At 52.5% G+C, this 17,208-nt stretch carries 11 protein-coding genes; 3 read left to right on the top strand and 8 right to left on the bottom strand.

Annotated elements, in window-relative coordinates:
• Window positions 1-13 precede the first annotated feature (13 nt).
• A complete protein-coding gene (locus tag OO017_RS16945) occupies window positions 14-829 on the top strand; it encodes a purine-nucleoside phosphorylase (RefSeq protein ID WP_266053884.1) in 816 nt (271 codons plus the stop codon).
• Window positions 830-978: 149 nt separating this feature from the next.
• On the opposite strand, the gene OO017_RS16940 is transcribed toward OO017_RS16945, so the two are convergent.
• The 8 genes from OO017_RS16940 to OO017_RS16905 form a co-directional block, all read right to left on the bottom strand.
• A complete protein-coding gene (locus OO017_RS16940; RefSeq protein ID WP_266053883.1) occupies window positions 979-1,752 on the bottom strand; it encodes a CPBP family glutamic-type intramembrane protease in 774 nt (257 codons plus the stop codon).
• A gap of 254 nt (window positions 1,753-2,006) precedes the next feature.
• Window positions 2,007-2,819 carry a DUF4249 domain-containing protein gene (locus tag OO017_RS16935; protein WP_266053882.1) on the bottom strand — a complete coding sequence of 271 codons (813 nt, stop codon included), beginning with the start codon at window positions 2,817-2,819 and terminating at the stop codon, window positions 2,007-2,009.
• A 2-nt stretch (window positions 2,820-2,821) separates the two neighbouring features.
• Window positions 2,822-5,131 carry a TonB-dependent receptor gene (locus OO017_RS16930; protein WP_266053881.1) on the bottom strand — a complete coding sequence of 770 codons (2,310 nt, stop codon included), beginning with the start codon at window positions 5,129-5,131 and terminating at the stop codon, window positions 2,822-2,824.
• Window positions 5,132-5,936: 805 nt separating this feature from the next.
• Window positions 5,937-7,289, bottom strand: coding sequence for a TolC family protein (locus OO017_RS16925; RefSeq protein WP_266053880.1), 1,353 nt, complete (start codon window positions 7,287-7,289; stop codon window positions 5,937-5,939).
• A gap of 45 nt (window positions 7,290-7,334) precedes the next feature.
• Entirely contained in the window at window positions 7,335-9,215 is a 1,881-nt protein-coding gene (locus OO017_RS16920; protein ID WP_266053879.1) for a M61 family metallopeptidase, read from the bottom strand.
• A 249-nt stretch (window positions 9,216-9,464) separates the two neighbouring features.
• Complete coding sequence (locus OO017_RS16915) at window positions 9,465-11,873, bottom strand: ABC transporter permease (protein ID WP_266053878.1); 2,409 nt, start codon at window positions 11,871-11,873, stop codon at window positions 9,465-9,467.
• 88 nt (window positions 11,874-11,961) lie between these two features.
• Window positions 11,962-12,663, bottom strand: a complete 702-nt coding sequence (locus OO017_RS16910; protein WP_439651324.1) for an ABC transporter ATP-binding protein — start codon at window positions 12,661-12,663, stop codon at window positions 11,962-11,964.
• Window positions 12,664-12,789: 126 nt separating this feature from the next.
• On the bottom strand, window positions 12,790-14,040 hold the full coding sequence (locus OO017_RS16905; RefSeq protein WP_266053876.1) for an efflux RND transporter periplasmic adaptor subunit: 1,251 nt from the start codon (window positions 14,038-14,040) through the stop codon (window positions 12,790-12,792).
• A gap of 294 nt (window positions 14,041-14,334) precedes the next feature.
• Here OO017_RS16905 and OO017_RS16900 point away from each other — a divergent pair, with 294 nt between their 5' ends.
• On the top strand, window positions 14,335-15,717 hold the full coding sequence (locus OO017_RS16900; RefSeq protein WP_266053875.1) for a sigma-54-dependent transcriptional regulator: 1,383 nt from the start codon (window positions 14,335-14,337) through the stop codon (window positions 15,715-15,717).
• Window positions 15,707-17,092, top strand: coding sequence for a sensor histidine kinase (locus tag OO017_RS16895; protein WP_266053874.1), 1,386 nt, complete (start codon window positions 15,707-15,709; stop codon window positions 17,090-17,092). The genes OO017_RS16900 and OO017_RS16895 overlap by 11 nt, the downstream gene beginning before the upstream one ends.
• Window positions 17,093-17,208 lie beyond the last annotated feature (116 nt).

The following is a 17,208-nucleotide window of genomic DNA, read 5'->3' as shown; positions in this document are numbered from 1 at the left end:
CATAACTGTTACTATGATGCAGCAATTACAGGAATCTACAGACCATATTAAAAAGATAATCAGTGGCTTTGAGCCGGAGTTCGGAATCATACTTGGCACTGGCCTGGGAGCCTTGGTAAACGAGCTGGAGGTAGTCCACTCCATCGCCTACACCGATATACCGAATTTCCCTGTTTCTACGGTGGAGAGCCACTCGGGCAAACTGATCTTCGGGAACTTGGCCGGGCGCCGTGTGGTGGTGATGCAGGGTCGGTTCCATTACTACGAAGGCTACAGTATGGAGCAGGTGGTGTTTCCGGTGCGCGTTATGAAACTGATGGGCGTGAAAAAGCTGTTTGTGTCCAATGCCGCAGGTGGCCTGAACCCTAGCTTCAATACCTCCGACCTGATGGTGATCACCGACCATATTAACCTGCAGCCAAGCAACCCGCTTATCGGTAAGAACGCCGATCAACTGGGGCCACGCTTCCCTGATATGAGCGATGTGTACGATGAGCACATGGTGCGCGAGGCCATGGTAATTGCCGAAGATGCCGGTTTTGCCGTGCAGGAGGGGGTATACGTAAGCGTGCCGGGCCCGATGCTGGAAACACCTGCCGAATACAGATACCTAAGTATAATCGGTGCTGATGCCGTGGGTATGTCTACCGTGCCGGAGGTGATTGCCGCCCGCCACATGGGCATGCCTGTGTTTGCTGTTTCCGTGATCACGGATATGTGTACTCCGGACCGAATCAAGAAAGTGGTGCTGTCGGATATTCTGGAGGCTGCCGCCATCGCAGAGCCCCGCATGACGCTGTTGATCCGGGAGTTGGTGCGCCGCGCCTAGTTGGCTGTAACCAGAATCCTTAAAAAAAACAGAAAGACAGAAACGATGCGTTGTTTCTGCCTTTCTGTTTTTTATACTTATACTTCTGCCAACCTCCTCTTTTGCTGCAAAAACAGCCTGTGCTCTAACAAGGCTTAGTCTTTGGCGTTTCAGCCCATCATCCCGTAAAGCAGCATCAGTGCCACCAAATTGTTGAACATGTGCAGCGCCACAGACCAGCCCACGCCAAGGCGCAGACGTGTGTAGCCCAGGAAAATGCCTCCCACAAACTTCGGGAGCACCAATAAGAGCAGCAGCGCCAGCGGCAGCCCTGTTTCCTGATAATTGAGCAGGTGCAGCAGCGCAAAAAGCCCCGCAGAAGTATAGAATACGAAGCCGAAGTGCCGCTTCCAGAACAAGTATACTATCGCCTGAAGCCTCCTGGATATGAATGGCCATACCGCCAGGGCAAGTAAAAGCAGCGCCCCGCCCGCAAAGTATACCATAGAAGCCTCCAGAGTCTGCATTACCAGCGGGCCAAAATTTAGGAGTAAGGCAAACACCGCCACAAATAAAAACCCCCGTGAGTAAACCAGTGGCAGCCGGAATATGATTTCCTCGGTTAAGGGTGCCAGCAGCACCACCGTTACCAGAAGTGGAAAGAATGGGAAGGCAGAGGCAAGTGTGTCTTTGGAGGTAGTGATCAGGTACTCGAAGCCCAGGGTATCATACAGAAAGGCCAGTCCAACCAGTAGTGCCGTCTGTATAGCCATCTCTATAAAAGTGATCTGAAAGATAAGCGGTAGCTTCGTCTCCACTATATTCTGCTCGCGCGGTACCACCTTTGGCCGTAGCGCAAACTCCCATAGCTGCCTCAGCGTGTCCGGTAAGGCAGGAGGAGCAACGTATGGGGGCACCTTTGTGTAGAAAGTTGGTGTTTTCATAGGAGAGTTAAGAACAGATTGTTTTATATAAATATATGTATTATTTATATAAAATCAATTAAGTTTAAAATATTATTAGAACGAGTCTATTATAATCGGGGTTGGAGACCGGTAATAAGCTGGTGGTAGGTTGAAATAGGTGGCAGGCAAGTATACCTCCCATACTTTGTTCGGCAGGTTTGGGTTGAGAAAGGTCACAAAAATGGGGCTACCATGCAGGCAGCCCCAGAAAAAAATAGGCTAAAGTACGTTAGTTATTTCCTGATGATAACTGTCTTACGATCGTATGCGAGATTGGTGAATATGCCAAAGCCGCCCTCCACCGATGACTTTATCTTGGATGGTTGCGCAAAGGGGTTGCCGTTGGCATCCTTGGCATCGGAGACGGAGGATATAAAGTCGTAATACTGCTGCTCGATGTGGTACAGCGTGACAATAAGCGTATCGTTCTCCTCATAATCATAGGCAGAACCGTAGGACACCCGCTTGCCGTTTGTCAGTTCATCGGAGGTTACAAAGTCACGGTCAGAGCCACCGCTGAGGCTGTCGATGTGTGTCATGTAGCGGTAATAGTTGGCCGTGTTGGCATCGTCGTAAAACGAGGTGAGCAGGTAGGCCTTGTCTTTGTCGTTAAACTTCCATTCCACCTCATCTATGGGTACTTTGGGTTGTACGATGGTAAAGCCGGTTACCTTTCTCCCCTTGCCATCTGTTACCTCCAATTGGTAAACCTGGCCGGGTTTGCCGTTCATGATCTCGGTGGAGGTGTGGGTGTAAAAGCGCCCGGTGCTCTTTATCATCAGGGGCTTATACTTTAGCTGTACGCGCTTGCCTGCGGGTGTGGTAACGAATACCTCGGCATCGGGTACCATGGGAGGGGTGGGGGCTTCAAAGTACCCGGAACTTTCCAGCACCGATGCCCGGATCTGCTTTCCGGGCTCCAGGTAGCATTCCACCACCAGCTGCGGCTCATGGTATGGCAGGTCCACATCAATGTCCTTCTCCAGGTCGCAGGCGGTAAGTATGGCCAGCAGCGGTAGCAGCAGGTACAATAATCGCTTTTGCATCATCAGAATCTGAAATTATAGGTAACAGAAGGAATAACCGGGAACAGCGACACCTGCTTTGCCTGGAAGCCGATAATGGTCTGCTCATTGTTCTTATCCTTCTGTTGCTCAAAGTACACAAAGTATGGGTTGCGGCGGTTGTACACGTTATACACGCTAAAGGTAAGGTCGGCCTCGCCCCGGCGCGGTTTTAGCTTCAGCACGGCACCCAGGTCCAGGCGGTGGTAGGCGGCCAGTCGATAGGCGTTGCGGTCTTCGTAAATGGGTATGACAGTCGGCTCTTTTCCCTCCACATCCTGAAAAGCAAACCTGGCCACCGGCACCGAGTAGGCATTGCCGGTGCCGTACACGAAGGCCCCGGTTAAACTCAGGCGTTTGTTGAGCTGGTGCATCAACACCAGGCTGATGTCGTGGCGGCGGTCGTAGCGGGCCGGAAAACGCCTGCCGTTGTTTATGCCATCGAACTTGCGGTAGGTCCAGGAGAGGGTATAGCCGAGCCAGCCGGTGGTTTTGCCGTTCACCTTCTCTAAGTATAGTTCATTGCCGTAGCTGTCGCCCTTCCCGAACAGGAACTCATTCTCCAGGCTGTCATTCACAAACAGGTTGGCCCCGTCGCGGAAGTCGATCTGGTTTTGCATCCACTTGTAGTATATCTCGTTGGTGATAAGGTACTTGCCTTTGCCGAACAAGTGGCTCACGCCCACAGCTGCCTGCTGGGAGCGCTGTGGTTGCACGTTTCTGTTTGACGGGTACCAGATATCTGTTGGCAGCGAGGCGCCGGAATTGGTGAGCAAGTGCACGTACTGCATCATGCTGGCGTAGCTTGCCTTCAGCGACGTGTGCTCGTTCAAGGTATACTTGGCAGATACCCGGGGTTCCAGGGCTGCGTAGGTTTTGCCGCTGCTGTTAAAGCCCGACAGCCGCAGGCCATAGTTAAAGGATAGCATCGGGCTCAGCACAAAATCATCAGAAGCGTAAAGCCCGAACTCGCTGCCGCTGTAGGTATTGCCAGCGCCAAAGCTCAGCGTGCTGTCCTCCGACTCAAAGTTCAGGCGGCCAACGGTAAAGTCGTGGTGCGTGGCCTGTGCCCCAAACTTCAGGCTGTGCCCATCGCCAACAAACCAGTCGAAATCGGTTTTAAAAGTATAATCCTGCACCTCGGAGGAGAGCTTAAAGCTGAAAATATCAATCTTGTTGTTGATGTTATACTTGTAGCCCGTGGAGGTGAGGGAGGTGGTGGCGTAGAGGTTTTCGTTGAACTTATGCCGCCAGCGCAGGTTTCCCATGGTGTTGCCCCAATCAAAGCCGAAGCTGAAGCCGCTGTCGTTAAAGCCGAAAAAGTCGCGCCCGTAGTAGCCGCTCAGGCTCAGTTCATCCTTCTCGCTTAAAGTATAATTCAGGTTGCCGTTGAGGTCGTAAAAGTAATAATCCGGGATGGGGTTATAGTCTTTGTCACCCTCCTTGATGCGGTTCAGTTGCCGCGTGAAAATATCCACGTAGGTGCGCCTGCCCGATACGGAGAAATTGAGCTTGTCTTTTACGATAGGGCCATCTACGGTAAGGCGCGAGGAAATAAGTCCCAGGCCACCCGTGCTTCTGATGCGCTCATTGTTGCCTTTGTTCATCCTGACATCCACCACCGATGACAGACGCCCCCCAAACTGCGCAGGAAACCCACCTTTGTACAGCTCCACGCTTTTTACGGCATCCGGGTTAAACACGCTGAAGAACCCGAACAGGTGCGATGGGTTGTAGATCATGGCATCGTCGAGCAGCACCAGGTTCTGGTCTGGTCCGCCACCACGCACATACAGGCCCGAAGTGCCCTCGCCGCCAGACTGTATGCCAGGCTTCAACTGTAGCGTCTTCACCAGGTCCACCTCCCCGAAGAGGGCTGGCAACAACTTGGCCTCACGTGAGGACAAAGACTCCACGCTCATGCGGGTGTCGTTCAGTTTCTGTTGCAGCGAGCTGGCCTGCACCTCCACCACCTTCAGCTCGTTGCTGGCTGGCTCAAGGGTAAAATTTATACTTTGGCTGCTCTCTGCCACGGTAACGGTACGGGTAGCGGTGCCATAGCCAACATAGGTTGCCTGCAACGTATGCTCGCCCTCGGGTAAGTTAAGTTGATAGTAGCCGTTTTCGTTGGTGATGGTGCCGATAGCTGCTTCCGGTGCCGATACCGTAGCGCCGATCAATGCCTCGCCATTGGTGGCGGCACGTACATAGCCCTGCACCACCTGCCTTTGTGCCCAGGATGGCAGGGAGATCAACAACAATAGGGAAACAACGGTGATTCGGTAGATGTGCATATTTGCAGCTGTTACGCTGGTGTTTTGTCAAGTTAGCAATTCGGCGGCGTAACATGAAATTTTAGTTTGCCAGACAGAGCCTTAACCATTAACAAGTGCTTTTGGTTTACTTAAAGTGGCCGCGGTCTAAGAAAAGTAAAAGCCATTGCCAGCGGCAACAGCTTTTACGGTTATGTAGGTAGTAGTTGGTGGGGTTGGGGGAGGTTTTAGGTTAATGCTTTTTGAGGTATTATAGGGGATGCAGTTTTTATCGGTGCTATACTAGCCAGTTTATACTTTCCTCTTCTGGCGCAAGTCTTCAAACTTGTGCCCTACAATGGTCTTGAGTTTGTAACTCTACTGGCTCGCAAAGCCATCCCTTATACTTTGAGATTATACTTTATACTTCCCTAGCCGCTGTTTTCTGCTGCTTGACACAAGCTACACTTACTAGTTACTGCTCATCCTCAGCCTTACATACCTACAGTTGCATTTCTGGCCTTGGCTCCCTCCAGCCCGGGAGGGCTCGTCCTCGGGCATCGCGCTGGGACCTTTTCCTGCCCTCGTGCCTCGGGCTGCCTCGCTCCCGCTCGGCACCGGAAAAACTCCAAAGGCGCTCAACCCAAGGACTGGGATCAGATTCGATAGCCGCTGCTTTCCGCACAGTCCCCCTTCGAAGGGGGCAGGGGGATGTAATCGTCTGCTGAAAATCCCCCTCCTCGGAGGGGCTAGGGGTGGGTCCATTTTCCCTAATTTTTGTCTCTTAAATCCTAACTTCCAAGGGGTGGTTGGACCCGGTGCTGACCATCCCAGTACTTTGCCCCACTTACCCTTGGTACAGCTCCAGAATACGTTTCTTCAGATAAAACTCACACTTGCTTTGCAGCAGCTCTGCCTGCGCCTTGTTCATGTTGTTCAGCGATTCCATATAGGCAAAAAAGTCGATGTTGCCGAGCTCGTAGCGTCGTTTGGCTCCCTCGAAGGCGCGTTGGGTATACTCCAGGTTGGCAGTTACAGTGTTATACTTCTCGCGGGCAGCCAGCACGTCCTGGTAAGCCTGTTGCACCGTCTGGCGCAGTTGGTTCTGGCTGGCTTTGTAATCAAGCTCGGCGTTGCGCAGGTCCAGGCGGGCCGTCTGTGCATCAAAGTGTCGGCTCAGGCCATTGAAGATCGGGACGCTCAGGTTCAGGGCCACCACCTTGCGCTGGTTCAGGTCCAGTTGTTCGAAGTATGGCATGACATCGAGGTTGCCGTTTTCAGGGTCTTTGTAGATGTTGCTGGAGTAGTTGGAGCCAATCATGCCTTCCAGTGTCAGGGTCGGAGAGAAATTGCTTTTAGCTATTTTAAGCTCCGTTTTAGCAGCATCGAGCGTGGCTGCAGAGGATTTCACTAGCGGCGAGAAAGATAGGGCATTGGCCATTACCTCCGCCTCCGATGGCAAGTCCATACTTATATCGGTTGGGGTGGTGGGCATCTCCAAAGTATAATCCGGGTTGCCTTCCACGTTCATCTCCTGCACGAGCATCAGCTTGGCTTTGCGGTAATTGTTCTGGTAGGTAATCAGGTTCAGCTTCTCTGTGGCGATCTGCGCCTTAATCTGGTACACCTCGTCCTGCGCCCGTACACCAGCGCGCTCCAGCTTCTCCATCTGGCTCAGTTGCCCTTCCAGCAGCTCAATGCGCGCCTCAGAAATGCTGATGTTCTCGCGGTCTACGAGGGCCTGCAGGTAATAACCGGTTACGTTCGTCTCCAGGTCTATCTCGGCCTGCTGCTCGGCGTAAGCGCTTGCCTGGGCCTGCTGTTTTGCTTTCTTAAGTTCAAATAGCTTGGAAAAGCCGTCAAAAAGCACCACCTGGCCCGCAATGTAGGGGTAGGAGGCGTTAGTATTTCCGCGCTGCACCTGTCCGGTCACGTTATCAAATACTAGTCCGTTGGTACGGCTGAGGTCTGTGTTTGCAGATATGCTGGGCAGGTAGCCATACTTGTTGCGGCTCACCTTAATATCGGACTTGGTGTTATTGTACCGGGCCTGGCGCAGTGTCACGTTGTTCTGGCGGGCCAGATCCAGGCTTTTCTCCAGCGTCAGGGGCTCCTGAGCATGGGCGGCTGTCGCTAAACTAAGGCATAAGGTTAGCCCTCCCAGCTTTTTGAGCAGGGCTATGGTAATACATTTTTTCATAGTTTTATTTTATACTAGTGGCAATATTGTGATGCAAAGTATAGCTTAGGCGCCGTCCATACCCAGCCAGGCGTTGCGCAGCTGCAGCTGCTCGGGTGTTGCCATTGGGTCTGGTTTTAGTACGTGCTGCTGCTGGCGTTTCACGGCTGTAGCCTTGCCCTTCAGCTTCTTCTCCTTCAGCTCCCCTTTGTCGTTCAGGCGGCCTACGGTAAAGGTCAGCCTGTCGCCGGGCTTCATACTTTGCAGCTCCTCCCCGATAAGCTGGCGGATGTTGGCAGGGGTGATCTCGGTGCCGTTAAAGGCCAGCAGCAGGTCTCCGGTCTGGAAACCGATCTTGCGGCCAAATTCATCCATGTCGGCTGTATCAGCTACTTTGATTTTACTCGTTTCCTCATCAAAACCCGGTGCAAAACCACCGTACGATATTACCTGCTCCGTACCTGTGGGCTGGTAAATAATACCCACCTTGCGGAACGTCTCCTGCAGCGGCAGCGGCTCTGGGCCTTCTACATACCGGGCAAAAAAATCGCGAATTTCCGGGTACGTCATTTCTGTTATTTTATCAAACAGCTCCTCATCCTTAAAGGCATTCTCCTTACCGTACGTCTTGGAGAGGTCGAGCATAAGGTCGCGCAGGCCATACTTGCCCTCGCTGAGTTCCCGCAGCCGTATATCCAGCACCATCCCGATCAGAGAGCCTTTCTGGTACACGTTTCCGTACTCGTTCTCATACTTATCCAGCACCTGGTCGCTCATCACGGTAAACGGAAGCGTGTCGTTGTAGTAGGTTTTGGAGGTTAAGATGTAATCGCGGATCTTCTGCAGGAACTCATCCATGCCATACAAGTTCTCGTACAGCTGCACGTGCGTGGCAAAATACTCGGTTACGCCCTCGTACAGCCACAGGTGTTTCGACATGTTCGGGTTGATGAAATCGAAGTTGCCGATCTCTTCGGAGTGTATGTTGAGCGGCGTAACGATGTGGAAGAACTCATGGGCTGCCACATCGCGGATGGTGCTGCTAAACTGTGCCTCCGGCATTTCCGGCAGAAAGTATACCGAAGAGTAAGAGTGCTCCAACGCCCCGAAAGACCCTGACTTACCCACACGCTCCGGCACATAGATCAGGAAGGCATACTTATCTACCGGCAATGTGCCGCCTAGGTAGCTGCGTTGCGCCTCCAGTATATCCTTTACATTAGCTGCAATCGGCTCCGACGTAACACGGCCGGTAGGGGAGTAGACCGACACCAGCACTTGCGTGTTGCCCAGTTGGAGTACAGTGGTATCGGGCACATTATACATCAGCGGCGAGTCAGCCAGCTCCACGTAGTTAGGCAGTTCGTATGTATCCAGCGAGTCGTTGGAGGAAACAACTTTAAGCGGCGTAGAGCCATAGAAGCCCTGCGGCTTAGTGATGTTTAACTGGTAAGGCACCTGTTTCATGCCATCAAAGTAGCCAACAAAGCCAAAGGTGTTCAGCAGGAAATTCTTGTTTTCCTCTATGTTGGTTCCGCCCGGCTCAAAGACCGCGTCCTCGCGCTTGGCGGCGTCAAAGGTATCATCCACCCAGTAGGTTACCCTGGCGAGCCTCGTGGCATTGCTGACCCTCCAGCGGTTGGTGTCCAGTTTCTCTACGGCTAGGGTATCGCCGTTCTTGGCATAAGCTTTAAAGTCTGTCACAAACTTGCCGAAGTCTGACACGGAGTAAGTGCCGGGTACGATCTTGGGCATGTTGTAAACAACCTCATTCTGTTTTATTTCCGGTGCCTGCACGGTTACTTGCACCTTGTCGTCCTGCACATTTTTCAGGTCTACAGTAACGTTGTACTTCAGGGCAGTGCCGGACTGCAGCTCATTACCGGCCAGGGCGGCCATGTTCAGGCCGAGGCAAAGTGTAAGAGCAGTGAGTGTGTTTTTAAGCATGATTAGTTTCGGTTTCTATCAATATAACTCATACGAAGTATAAAAGATAGCTTTTTTAGACCAAATGGCTCTTTTTGTAGACCAGGCTCCCTTACGTAGTCATACCTGCCGATATACAGATGCTGATGCGACGCAAAAGGTTGCCTGAAGGTATGATGTACCCCGGCAGCGATAGGCCATACCGCTTTACGCCGGGGATGCACCATAAACAAACAACAAACACTATACTTTAATCGGGTTTATACTTTTCTATTGTGTCCGGATGGCTTTCACAGGATCCAGCAGGGCCGCCTTTACTGCCTGGAAGCTTACGGTTGCCAGCGCGATAACCAGGGCCAGCAATCCAGCCAGGGCGAAGATCCACCAGCTCAAGTCGATGCGGTAGGCAAAGTCCTGCAGCCACTGGCTCATGCCATACCAGGCCACCGGCGTTGCCAGCATGATGGCAATAGCTACGAGCAGCGCAAAATCCTTGGAGAGCAGCAGCACAATATTGCCCGTTGTGGAACCGAGCACTTTGCGGATACCGATCTCCTTGGTGCGCTGCTCCGCCGTAAACGACGCCAGGCCAAACAAGCCAAGGCAGGCGATAAGTATGGTAAGGCCCGCGAAGTACCCGAACACGGTTAGCATCTTCTCCTCGGCGCGGTACTGGCGGTCAAAAAACTCATCCATAAAGAAGTACTCCATAGGATGGCGCTGGTCGAACATACGCCACTGTTCCTCTACAAAACTGATGGTGGCAGCCTGGTTCTCTGGCGAGATACGGGCCAGCAGGTAGCCCGGAGACTCAGGCGCAAGTGTGATTGCCAGTGGCTGCACATCGGTGTGTAACGAGCTCATATGGAAGTCTTTCACCACGCCAATAATTCTGGTGCTGCTGTCTCCAACCCTGTTTTCACCTGTCCCTACCTTCTTGCCGATCGGCTCGCTCCAACCCAGCCACTTTGCGGCAGCCTCGTTTATAATGATGCCGCTCTTCTCGTCTGTTTTCATGTCGCGGGAGAAATTACGGCCTTCCTTTATCTCCATGCCCATCAGCGAAATAAAGTCATAGTCTACCGCTATGATATCCATTGTTTTCTCCACCATTTTACCGTCTTGCTCCATGAGCAAAAGGGTGCGGTTAGTGGGCTCAGCAGGTATGCTGTATGAGTTAGAGACCTGCAGCACGTTCGGGTTCTGTAGCAGCTTTTGCTTGATAACTGGCAGGCGCTGCACCAGCGTGGAGTCGCCGCCCGGCACATCAATCACCATCACCTGCTCTTTATTAAAGCCCAGGTCAGCGCTTTTCAGGAAGTGCATCTGCGTAAACACCACAATGGTGCCGATGATCATGATCAGGGAGATGCTGAACTGCAGCACCACTAATGCCCGGCGCAGAGTGGCACTGCCCCCTCTGGGTTGCTTATCGGATTTCAGTACATCGGCTGGTTTAAAGCCCGAGAGGAAAAAAGCCGGGTAGCTGCCTGCTACCACACCCACCAGCAGCACAATGGCCAGAATAACGAGCAGAAAATCCCACTGCAGGAAGAAGTCGGAGGAGAAATTCTTCTCCGTGAGGTTATTGAAGCTCGGGATAAAGATCTGCACCAGCGCCAGCGCCAGTAGCACGGCAATCAGCGTCAGCAGCACCGACTCGCCCAGGAACTGGCGGATGATCTGACTACGATCAGCACCAACCACTTTGCGTAAACCCACTTCTTTGGCGCGCTTGGCTGAGCGCGCGGTGGCCAGGTTCATGTAGTTTATACTTGCTATCAGTAGCAGAAAAACCGCCACAGCCCCAAAGATGTATACATAGGATATATTTCCCGAAGAGGATATACTGTGCATGTAGCGGGTGTCGAAATGGATGTCCTTCAGGGGCTGCACGATGAACTTCATCTGGGCGTTCAGCTTGTTTTCCTTTATCCAGGGGTTCACGTGGTTTTGAGTCAAATCGTCTACCTGCGCTTGCAGCGAAGCTATCTGCTCCTCATTTTGCAGCAGCACATACGTGTAGTTGTTTAGGTTAAACCACTGGGTGTTGCGCTCCTCTGCACTGGTGCGGGCATCGATGGTAGCTTTGGATAAAAGGCCGGATACGTTCAGGTGCGAATGACCCAGGTTGCGGTATACCCCTGTAACAGTATAGGAGTCGCGGCTAAACTGCAGCACTTCGCCCATCGCCTGCTCCACACCGCCAAATATCTTCTCTGCCATCTCCTCCGTCAGCACGATGGTATGGGGGGCAATAAGGGCTGTGGCAGGGTTGCCGGCCAACAGCTCGTAATCAAACACTTTAAAGAAAACACTGTCTGCAAAAACAAGGTCTTCATCAGTAAAAGTCTGGTTGTTGTACCAGATGGTTTGCTTGCCGGCACGGTTAAACTGTGTAACAGCCTCTATGTCGGAGAAACGGCTGACGGCAGGCGCCAGTGCCGGAGGTGTCACCGCGAACTCATCCTTGTGCCCTTCAAAAATTACCTCGCCAACAATGCGTGTAATGCGGCCTGACTTACTGAAGTGGTTTTCGTAGCTCAGTTCGTCCTGCACATACAGGAAAATAAGTATACAGGAAGCTATCCCGATAGCCAGTCCCAGGATATTGATAGCCGAGTATACTTTGTTCCGTAACAGGTTACGGACTGCGATCTTGAGATAGTTGTTGAACATAGTTTTATTTTGGTTAGGCTTTCTGAAGGTAGATCTTGGAAAGTAGAAGTATAAACTGCAGACGCCGGGAGCGCCTGCAGTTTATACTTTATAGCAGCTCTGCAGCGTGGCGTTTCACGTTCAGGTTCTCGGTCACGATCTGGCCGTCGAACAGGTTCACGATGCGGTGCGCGTACTCGGCATCGGTAGGGGAGTGCGTTACCATTACTACGGTAGTGCCGGCATCGTTTAGTTCGGAGAGCAGCTGCATTACCTCGCGGCCGTGTACGGAATCCAGGTTACCGGTAGGTTCGTCGGCAAGTATAAGCGCGGGCTCCGACACCACGGCTCTGGCAATGGCGGCCCGCTGCTGCTGGCCACCCGACAACTGCTGCGGGAAGTGGCTGCGGCGGTGCGCGATGCCCATGCGCTCCATGGCCTGCAGGGTGCGTTTCTCGGTTTCAGATTTAGAGAAGCCAAGGTAAGCCAGGGGCAGGGCGATGTTCTCCTCCACTGTCAGCTCATCTATCAGGTTAAAGCTCTGGAACACAAAGCCCAGGTTTTCTTTGCGCAGCTTGGCGCGCTGGCGCTCCGATACGTTGGCCACCTCCTGACCCAGGAACTTAAAGCTGCCGGACGACGGGCTATCCAACATACCCAGGATGTTGAGTAAGGTAGACTTGCCACAGCCGGATGGACCCATGATGGCCACGAACTCGCCGCGCTTTATTTTCAGGTCTACCCCGGCCAGGGCGGTGGTTTCTACTGTGTCCGTGATGTACTTCTTCTGCAGGTTTTGCGTGTCGATTATTAGTTCTTGCATGCTCATGGTTCTTGCTGTTGTAAATGTTTTCTAGTTTTATTTTGTACAAATGGTGTGTGCGTTCTCGGTTATCAAGTGCTTTTCTGTGATATAGCTTCGGAATTCATCCGGCGCTTATTTCAGTTCCAGTTGGTCTATGTCGCCGTAGCTGTCGTAGGAGGATAGCACCACCTTATCGCCCGGCTGCAGGCCATCCAGCACTTCGTAATAGTTCGGGTTCTGGCGGCCCAGTTTGATCTGGCGCTTCTGGGCGTTGCCGCTGGCTTCGTTCACCACAAACACCCAGTTGCCGCCTGTGCTCTGGTAAAAGCCGCCGCGTGGGAGCAGCACGGCCTTGGCGCCATCGTTCAGGTTCAGCTTAATCTGCAATGTCTGGCCACGGCGGATGCCTTCCGGAGCGCCCTCTGCAAACTCCATATCCACCTGGAAGGTATTATTCTGCACCTCAGGTATAACTTTGGCCACGGTTACTTTGTAGCTCTTCCCGTTGAAGTCGAAGGAGCCGCTCAGGCCGGGGTGTACCCTGGAGATGTAGTGCTCATCTATGTTGGCTCTAACTTTATAACCGTTCAGGTCGTCGATCTGGCCAATGTTTTCCCCCGGTGCTTTCGACTCGCCAACCTCAGCCTTTAAAGTAGAAAGCTGGCCGGTGAAAGGAGCTGTTACATACAGGTTGTTTAGCGTGTTGCGTGCCATGCCAATGTTAGCCTCCATGCGGCGGATAGACTCGTCCAACTGCTTCAGGCGGTCGTTCATGAGCTGGGCATCCTGCTTAACGGAGCGTTCTGCCAGGGTTTTACGGGTATTCAGGTACTCAAACTCATCTTTGGCAGCCTCGTACTCCTCCCGCGAGATCACTTTCTCCTCTATCAGCATTTTGTTGCGCTCATACTTACGCTGGGCCAGTGCAAGCTGGTACTTTATCTCGGCCAGGTCGTTCTCCTTCCGGATCAGATCCTGCTTCATGGTTATCTCGGAGTTCTGGCGTTCGTTCATCAGGTCGTAGAGCTGCGTTTCGCGGGTCATAAAGTCGATCTGGAGCGTGGTGTTGGAGAGTTTCAGGATCGTGTCGCCTTTCTCCACCATGCGGCCGTCATCGGTATAGATCTTCTCCACACGGCCACCCTCGGTTATATCCAGGTAAAAAGTTTTAAGCGGCTCCACCGTGCCATCTATGGCAATAAACTCCTGGAACATGCCTTCGCTAACCTGGCCAACTGTGATGCGCTTACTGTCTACGTTCAGCGTTGAGCTGTGCTCAGCGAACAGCAGGTTGTAGAGCACCAGTATCAGCAGCAGAGTTCCTCCGGCAATGAGGATAAGCTTCTTAGGTGTTACTTTTTTCTTTTCGATTACGCGATCCATAGTAGTAGATTGTGGTCGTGGGTAATTTATTTCATAGTTACACTTTCCGCATTGCCAATTAGTGTGCCATGTTTATTAAGTAATTGGTAATCAGTTAGTTGTGCTCAAGTATAGGCTTGCTGCTATGTCTATACTGTCCGCTTCCGTACACCTGAGTGTCCTGTAGCGAACAGCAAGCAGGCAAAGGAGCAGGAACTTCGTGATTAACATTTTATACTTAGCCGGAAGCATGGCATATTGCACAGAAAAAACGTACTTTTACATATACATCCCCACGATTTACAATTTAAAACTATGAGTAAAATCCCTTGTAAGGTATTGGTGGTAGATGACGAGGAAGACATCCTGATGGCAGGAAAGCTATTGCTGAAGCAGTATTTCGACGTGGTGGTAACTACCTCAGACCCATACCGGATTCCAGGCCTCCTGCAGGAGCAGACCTTTGATGTGGTACTTCTCGACATGAACTACAGTACCGGGGCCACCTCGAGCAAAGAAGGCTTTCACTGGCTGAAGCAGATTCTACAGCTATCGCCCAATATTACCGTAATCCTGATGACGGCTTATGGTGATATTGAACTGGCGGTGCGGGCACTGAAAGAGGGAGCCTCCGATTTTGTACTAAAACCCTGGCAGAACGAAAAGTTGGTGGCCATACTTAAAACGGCTTGCCAGAACCGCGACTCCGTGAGCAAACGCAGCGCCGAGAAAGCTGTGCGCGAAAACACCGCTTATCATTACGATGGATTTATTGGGGTATCGGCGGCCATGCAGCGCGTGTACCAAACGATAGATAAAGTAGCAGCTACCGATGCTAATGTGCTTATACTTGGCGAGAACGGAACAGGCAAGGAAGTGGCCGCCCGCGCGCTGCACAAGAAGTCAAAGAGGGCTGGCAATGTATTTGAAATCGTAGACCTCGGTGCCATCAGTACCACCCTTTTTGAGAGTGAATTGTTCGGGCACGCCAAAGGCGCCTTTACCGATGCCAGGGAAGAGCGGGCGGGTAGGCTGGAGGCGGCATCAGGCGGCACCCTTTTCCTGGACGAGATCGGGAACCTGTCGCTGGCGCTGCAGGCTAAACTATTAACAGTGCTGCAAAGCAGGCAGGTTATCCGCCTGGGCACCAACAAACCGCGGCCCATTGATATCCGCCTGATTTGCGCTACCAACATGCCGCTTTACGATATGGTGCGAGAGGGTGAATTTCGCCAGGACTTGCTTTACCGCATCAACACCGTGGAAATACACCTGCCGCCGCTGCGTGAGCGCCGCGAAGACATAAAACTGCTGGCGGATCACTTTCTGAAAGTATATTGCCAGAAGTATAACCGCCCCGACCTGCACCTGAACGCCGACACGCTGCGCCGCCTGAATGACTACCACTGGCCGGGAAACATACGGGAACTGGACCATGCCATGGAGCGGGCCGTTATACTTTGCGACGGCAACGAGCTTCACCCCGACGACTTCTACTTTGCACCCAGCGAAAACGGGCAACATAAACAGCATGTGCTGGAAAGTATACATGATAACGATTATACCTTGGAGGCACTGGAGAAAATGATGGTGCAGAAGGCCCTTGTAAAGCACTCGGGCAACATAACGCATGCCGCCAAAGAGTTGGGCATTACGCGCACGGCCCTTTACCGCAGAATAGAGAAGCATGGTCTATAGCGGGTTTAGGGTAAAGCTGCTGCTGCGCCTTTTCATGCTGATTGCCGTGGTACTGCTGCTGATGCTGGTGCTTTTCCGTACCGACTGGTACATGACGGGCATCGTACTGTTCCTGCTTGTGCTGTTTCAACTCTATGACCTTATCCACTTCGTAGAGCGCACCAACCGTGATATCAGCAGCTTTCTGCAGGCCATCCGCTATTCCGACTTTACCCAGCGTTTTGCCACATCAGGCCTTAACTCCTCCTACCGGGAGCTGTACCAGAGCTTCAACGATATTTCAGAAGCCTTTCAGCAGGTGAAAACAGAGAGACAAGCCCATTACCATTACCTGCAGGCCATTGTGGAGCAGGTGGGCGTGGGCATACTTACGTTTGACGAGGAGGGGGAGGTGCAACTGGTGAACCATGTAACGAAAGAGCTGCTGCACATTCCGCATATGCGCCATATCGATACGTTGGAACGCCTGAGCCCGGAGCTGGTGCAGGCGCTGTACACTATAGGCCACGAGGAGAAAAGGCTGGTGACGCTACAGGTGAATGAGGAACAGCTCCTGCTGAACCTGAGCGCCACGGAACTGCAGATGCAGGGGCAGCTGCTTAAAATCGTAACGCTGCAGAACATACAGTCTGAGTTAGAGGAGCAAGAGCTGCAGACCTGGCAAAAAGTGATCCGGGTGCTGACGCATGAGATCATGAACTCCGTTACCCCGGTGGTATCCCTGGCCAGCACGGTAAACAATTTGCTAGAGCAGGAGGTGATGGCAAAACACGCCGCAGGCGAAAGTATAGACGAGGAGGTGCTGGAGGATATGCAGTCTGGGTTACGGACCATCGAAAAGCGTAGCGCCGGCATGCTGCACTTCGTGAAAAACTACCGCCGCCTGATGCGTTTGCCAGCTTCTGAGCTTAAGCCGGTGCGTGTGGCAGAACTGCTGCGGAATGTGCACACGCTGCTGCAGCACCAACTGGAAGACCAGCACGTAAGCCTGAAGATGTACCTGCCCGACGAGAAAACAGAAGTCCTTGCCGATGCCGAGCAGCTGGAGCAGGTGCTTATTAACCTGATAAAAAACGGAGTAGAAGCCTGCCTGCAGCAAAGCGACAAGCCATGTGTGGAGGTAGTGGCCTTTGTGCCGGAAGGGGAGCGCGACAAGCTACGCATAGATGTGACGGACAATGGCCCCGGCATACCTGACGATGTGCTGGACAAGATCTTTATCCCGTTCTACACCACCAAAAAACAAGGCTCTGGTATTGGCCTCAGCCTGTCACGGCAGATCATGCGCCAGCACGGCGGTAGCATCCGCGTGCATACCCAACCCGGCGAAACCATCTTCAGCCTGGGGCTTAGGAGAGTGGTAGTTAGCTGTTAGTTGGCCGTGATTGGGATTATTTTCAGGTTTTAAAGTGGCGTGTCTTTCAGGCTTTTTTAGGGCTGGGCGGCATCAAAGGCCACTAAAGCGGGGCAACGATCAGAAAAAGAGCCAAA

Source organism: Pontibacter anaerobius, assembly GCF_026241195.1.
In the GTDB taxonomy this organism is placed as follows: Bacteria; Bacteroidota; Bacteroidia; order Cytophagales; family Hymenobacteraceae; genus Pontibacter; species Pontibacter anaerobius.
The sequence above is the reverse complement of the archived record's forward strand: the minus strand, read 5'-3'. Positions and strand labels throughout refer to the sequence as shown.

Bases quoted from the DNA above. Each gene is read 5' to 3' on its own strand.
- OO017_RS16925 (WP_266053880.1), bottom strand. From the start codon at position 7,289: ATGAAAAAATGTATTACCATAGCCCTGCTCAAAAAGCTGGGAGGGCTA.
- OO017_RS16945 (WP_266053884.1), top strand. From the start codon at position 14: ATGATGCAGCAATTACAGGAATCTACAGACCATATTAAAAAGATAATC.
- OO017_RS16900 (WP_266053875.1), top strand. From the start codon at position 14,335: ATGAGTAAAATCCCTTGTAAGGTATTGGTGGTAGATGACGAGGAAGAC.
- OO017_RS16905 (WP_266053876.1), bottom strand. From the start codon at position 14,040: ATGGATCGCGTAATCGAAAAGAAAAAAGTAACACCTAAGAAGCTTATC.
- OO017_RS16895 (WP_266053874.1), top strand. From the start codon at position 15,707: ATGGTCTATAGCGGGTTTAGGGTAAAGCTGCTGCTGCGCCTTTTCATG.
- OO017_RS16930 (WP_266053881.1), bottom strand. From the start codon at position 5,131: ATGCACATCTACCGAATCACCGTTGTTTCCCTATTGTTGTTGATCTCC.
- OO017_RS16920 (WP_266053879.1), bottom strand. From the start codon at position 9,215: ATGCTTAAAAACACACTCACTGCTCTTACACTTTGCCTCGGCCTGAAC.
- OO017_RS16915 (WP_266053878.1), bottom strand. From the start codon at position 11,873: ATGTTCAACAACTATCTCAAGATCGCAGTCCGTAACCTGTTACGGAAC.
- OO017_RS16935 (WP_266053882.1), bottom strand. From the start codon at position 2,819: ATGCAAAAGCGATTATTGTACCTGCTGCTACCGCTGCTGGCCATACTT.
- OO017_RS16940 (WP_266053883.1), bottom strand. From the start codon at position 1,752: ATGAAAACACCAACTTTCTACACAAAGGTGCCCCCATACGTTGCTCCT.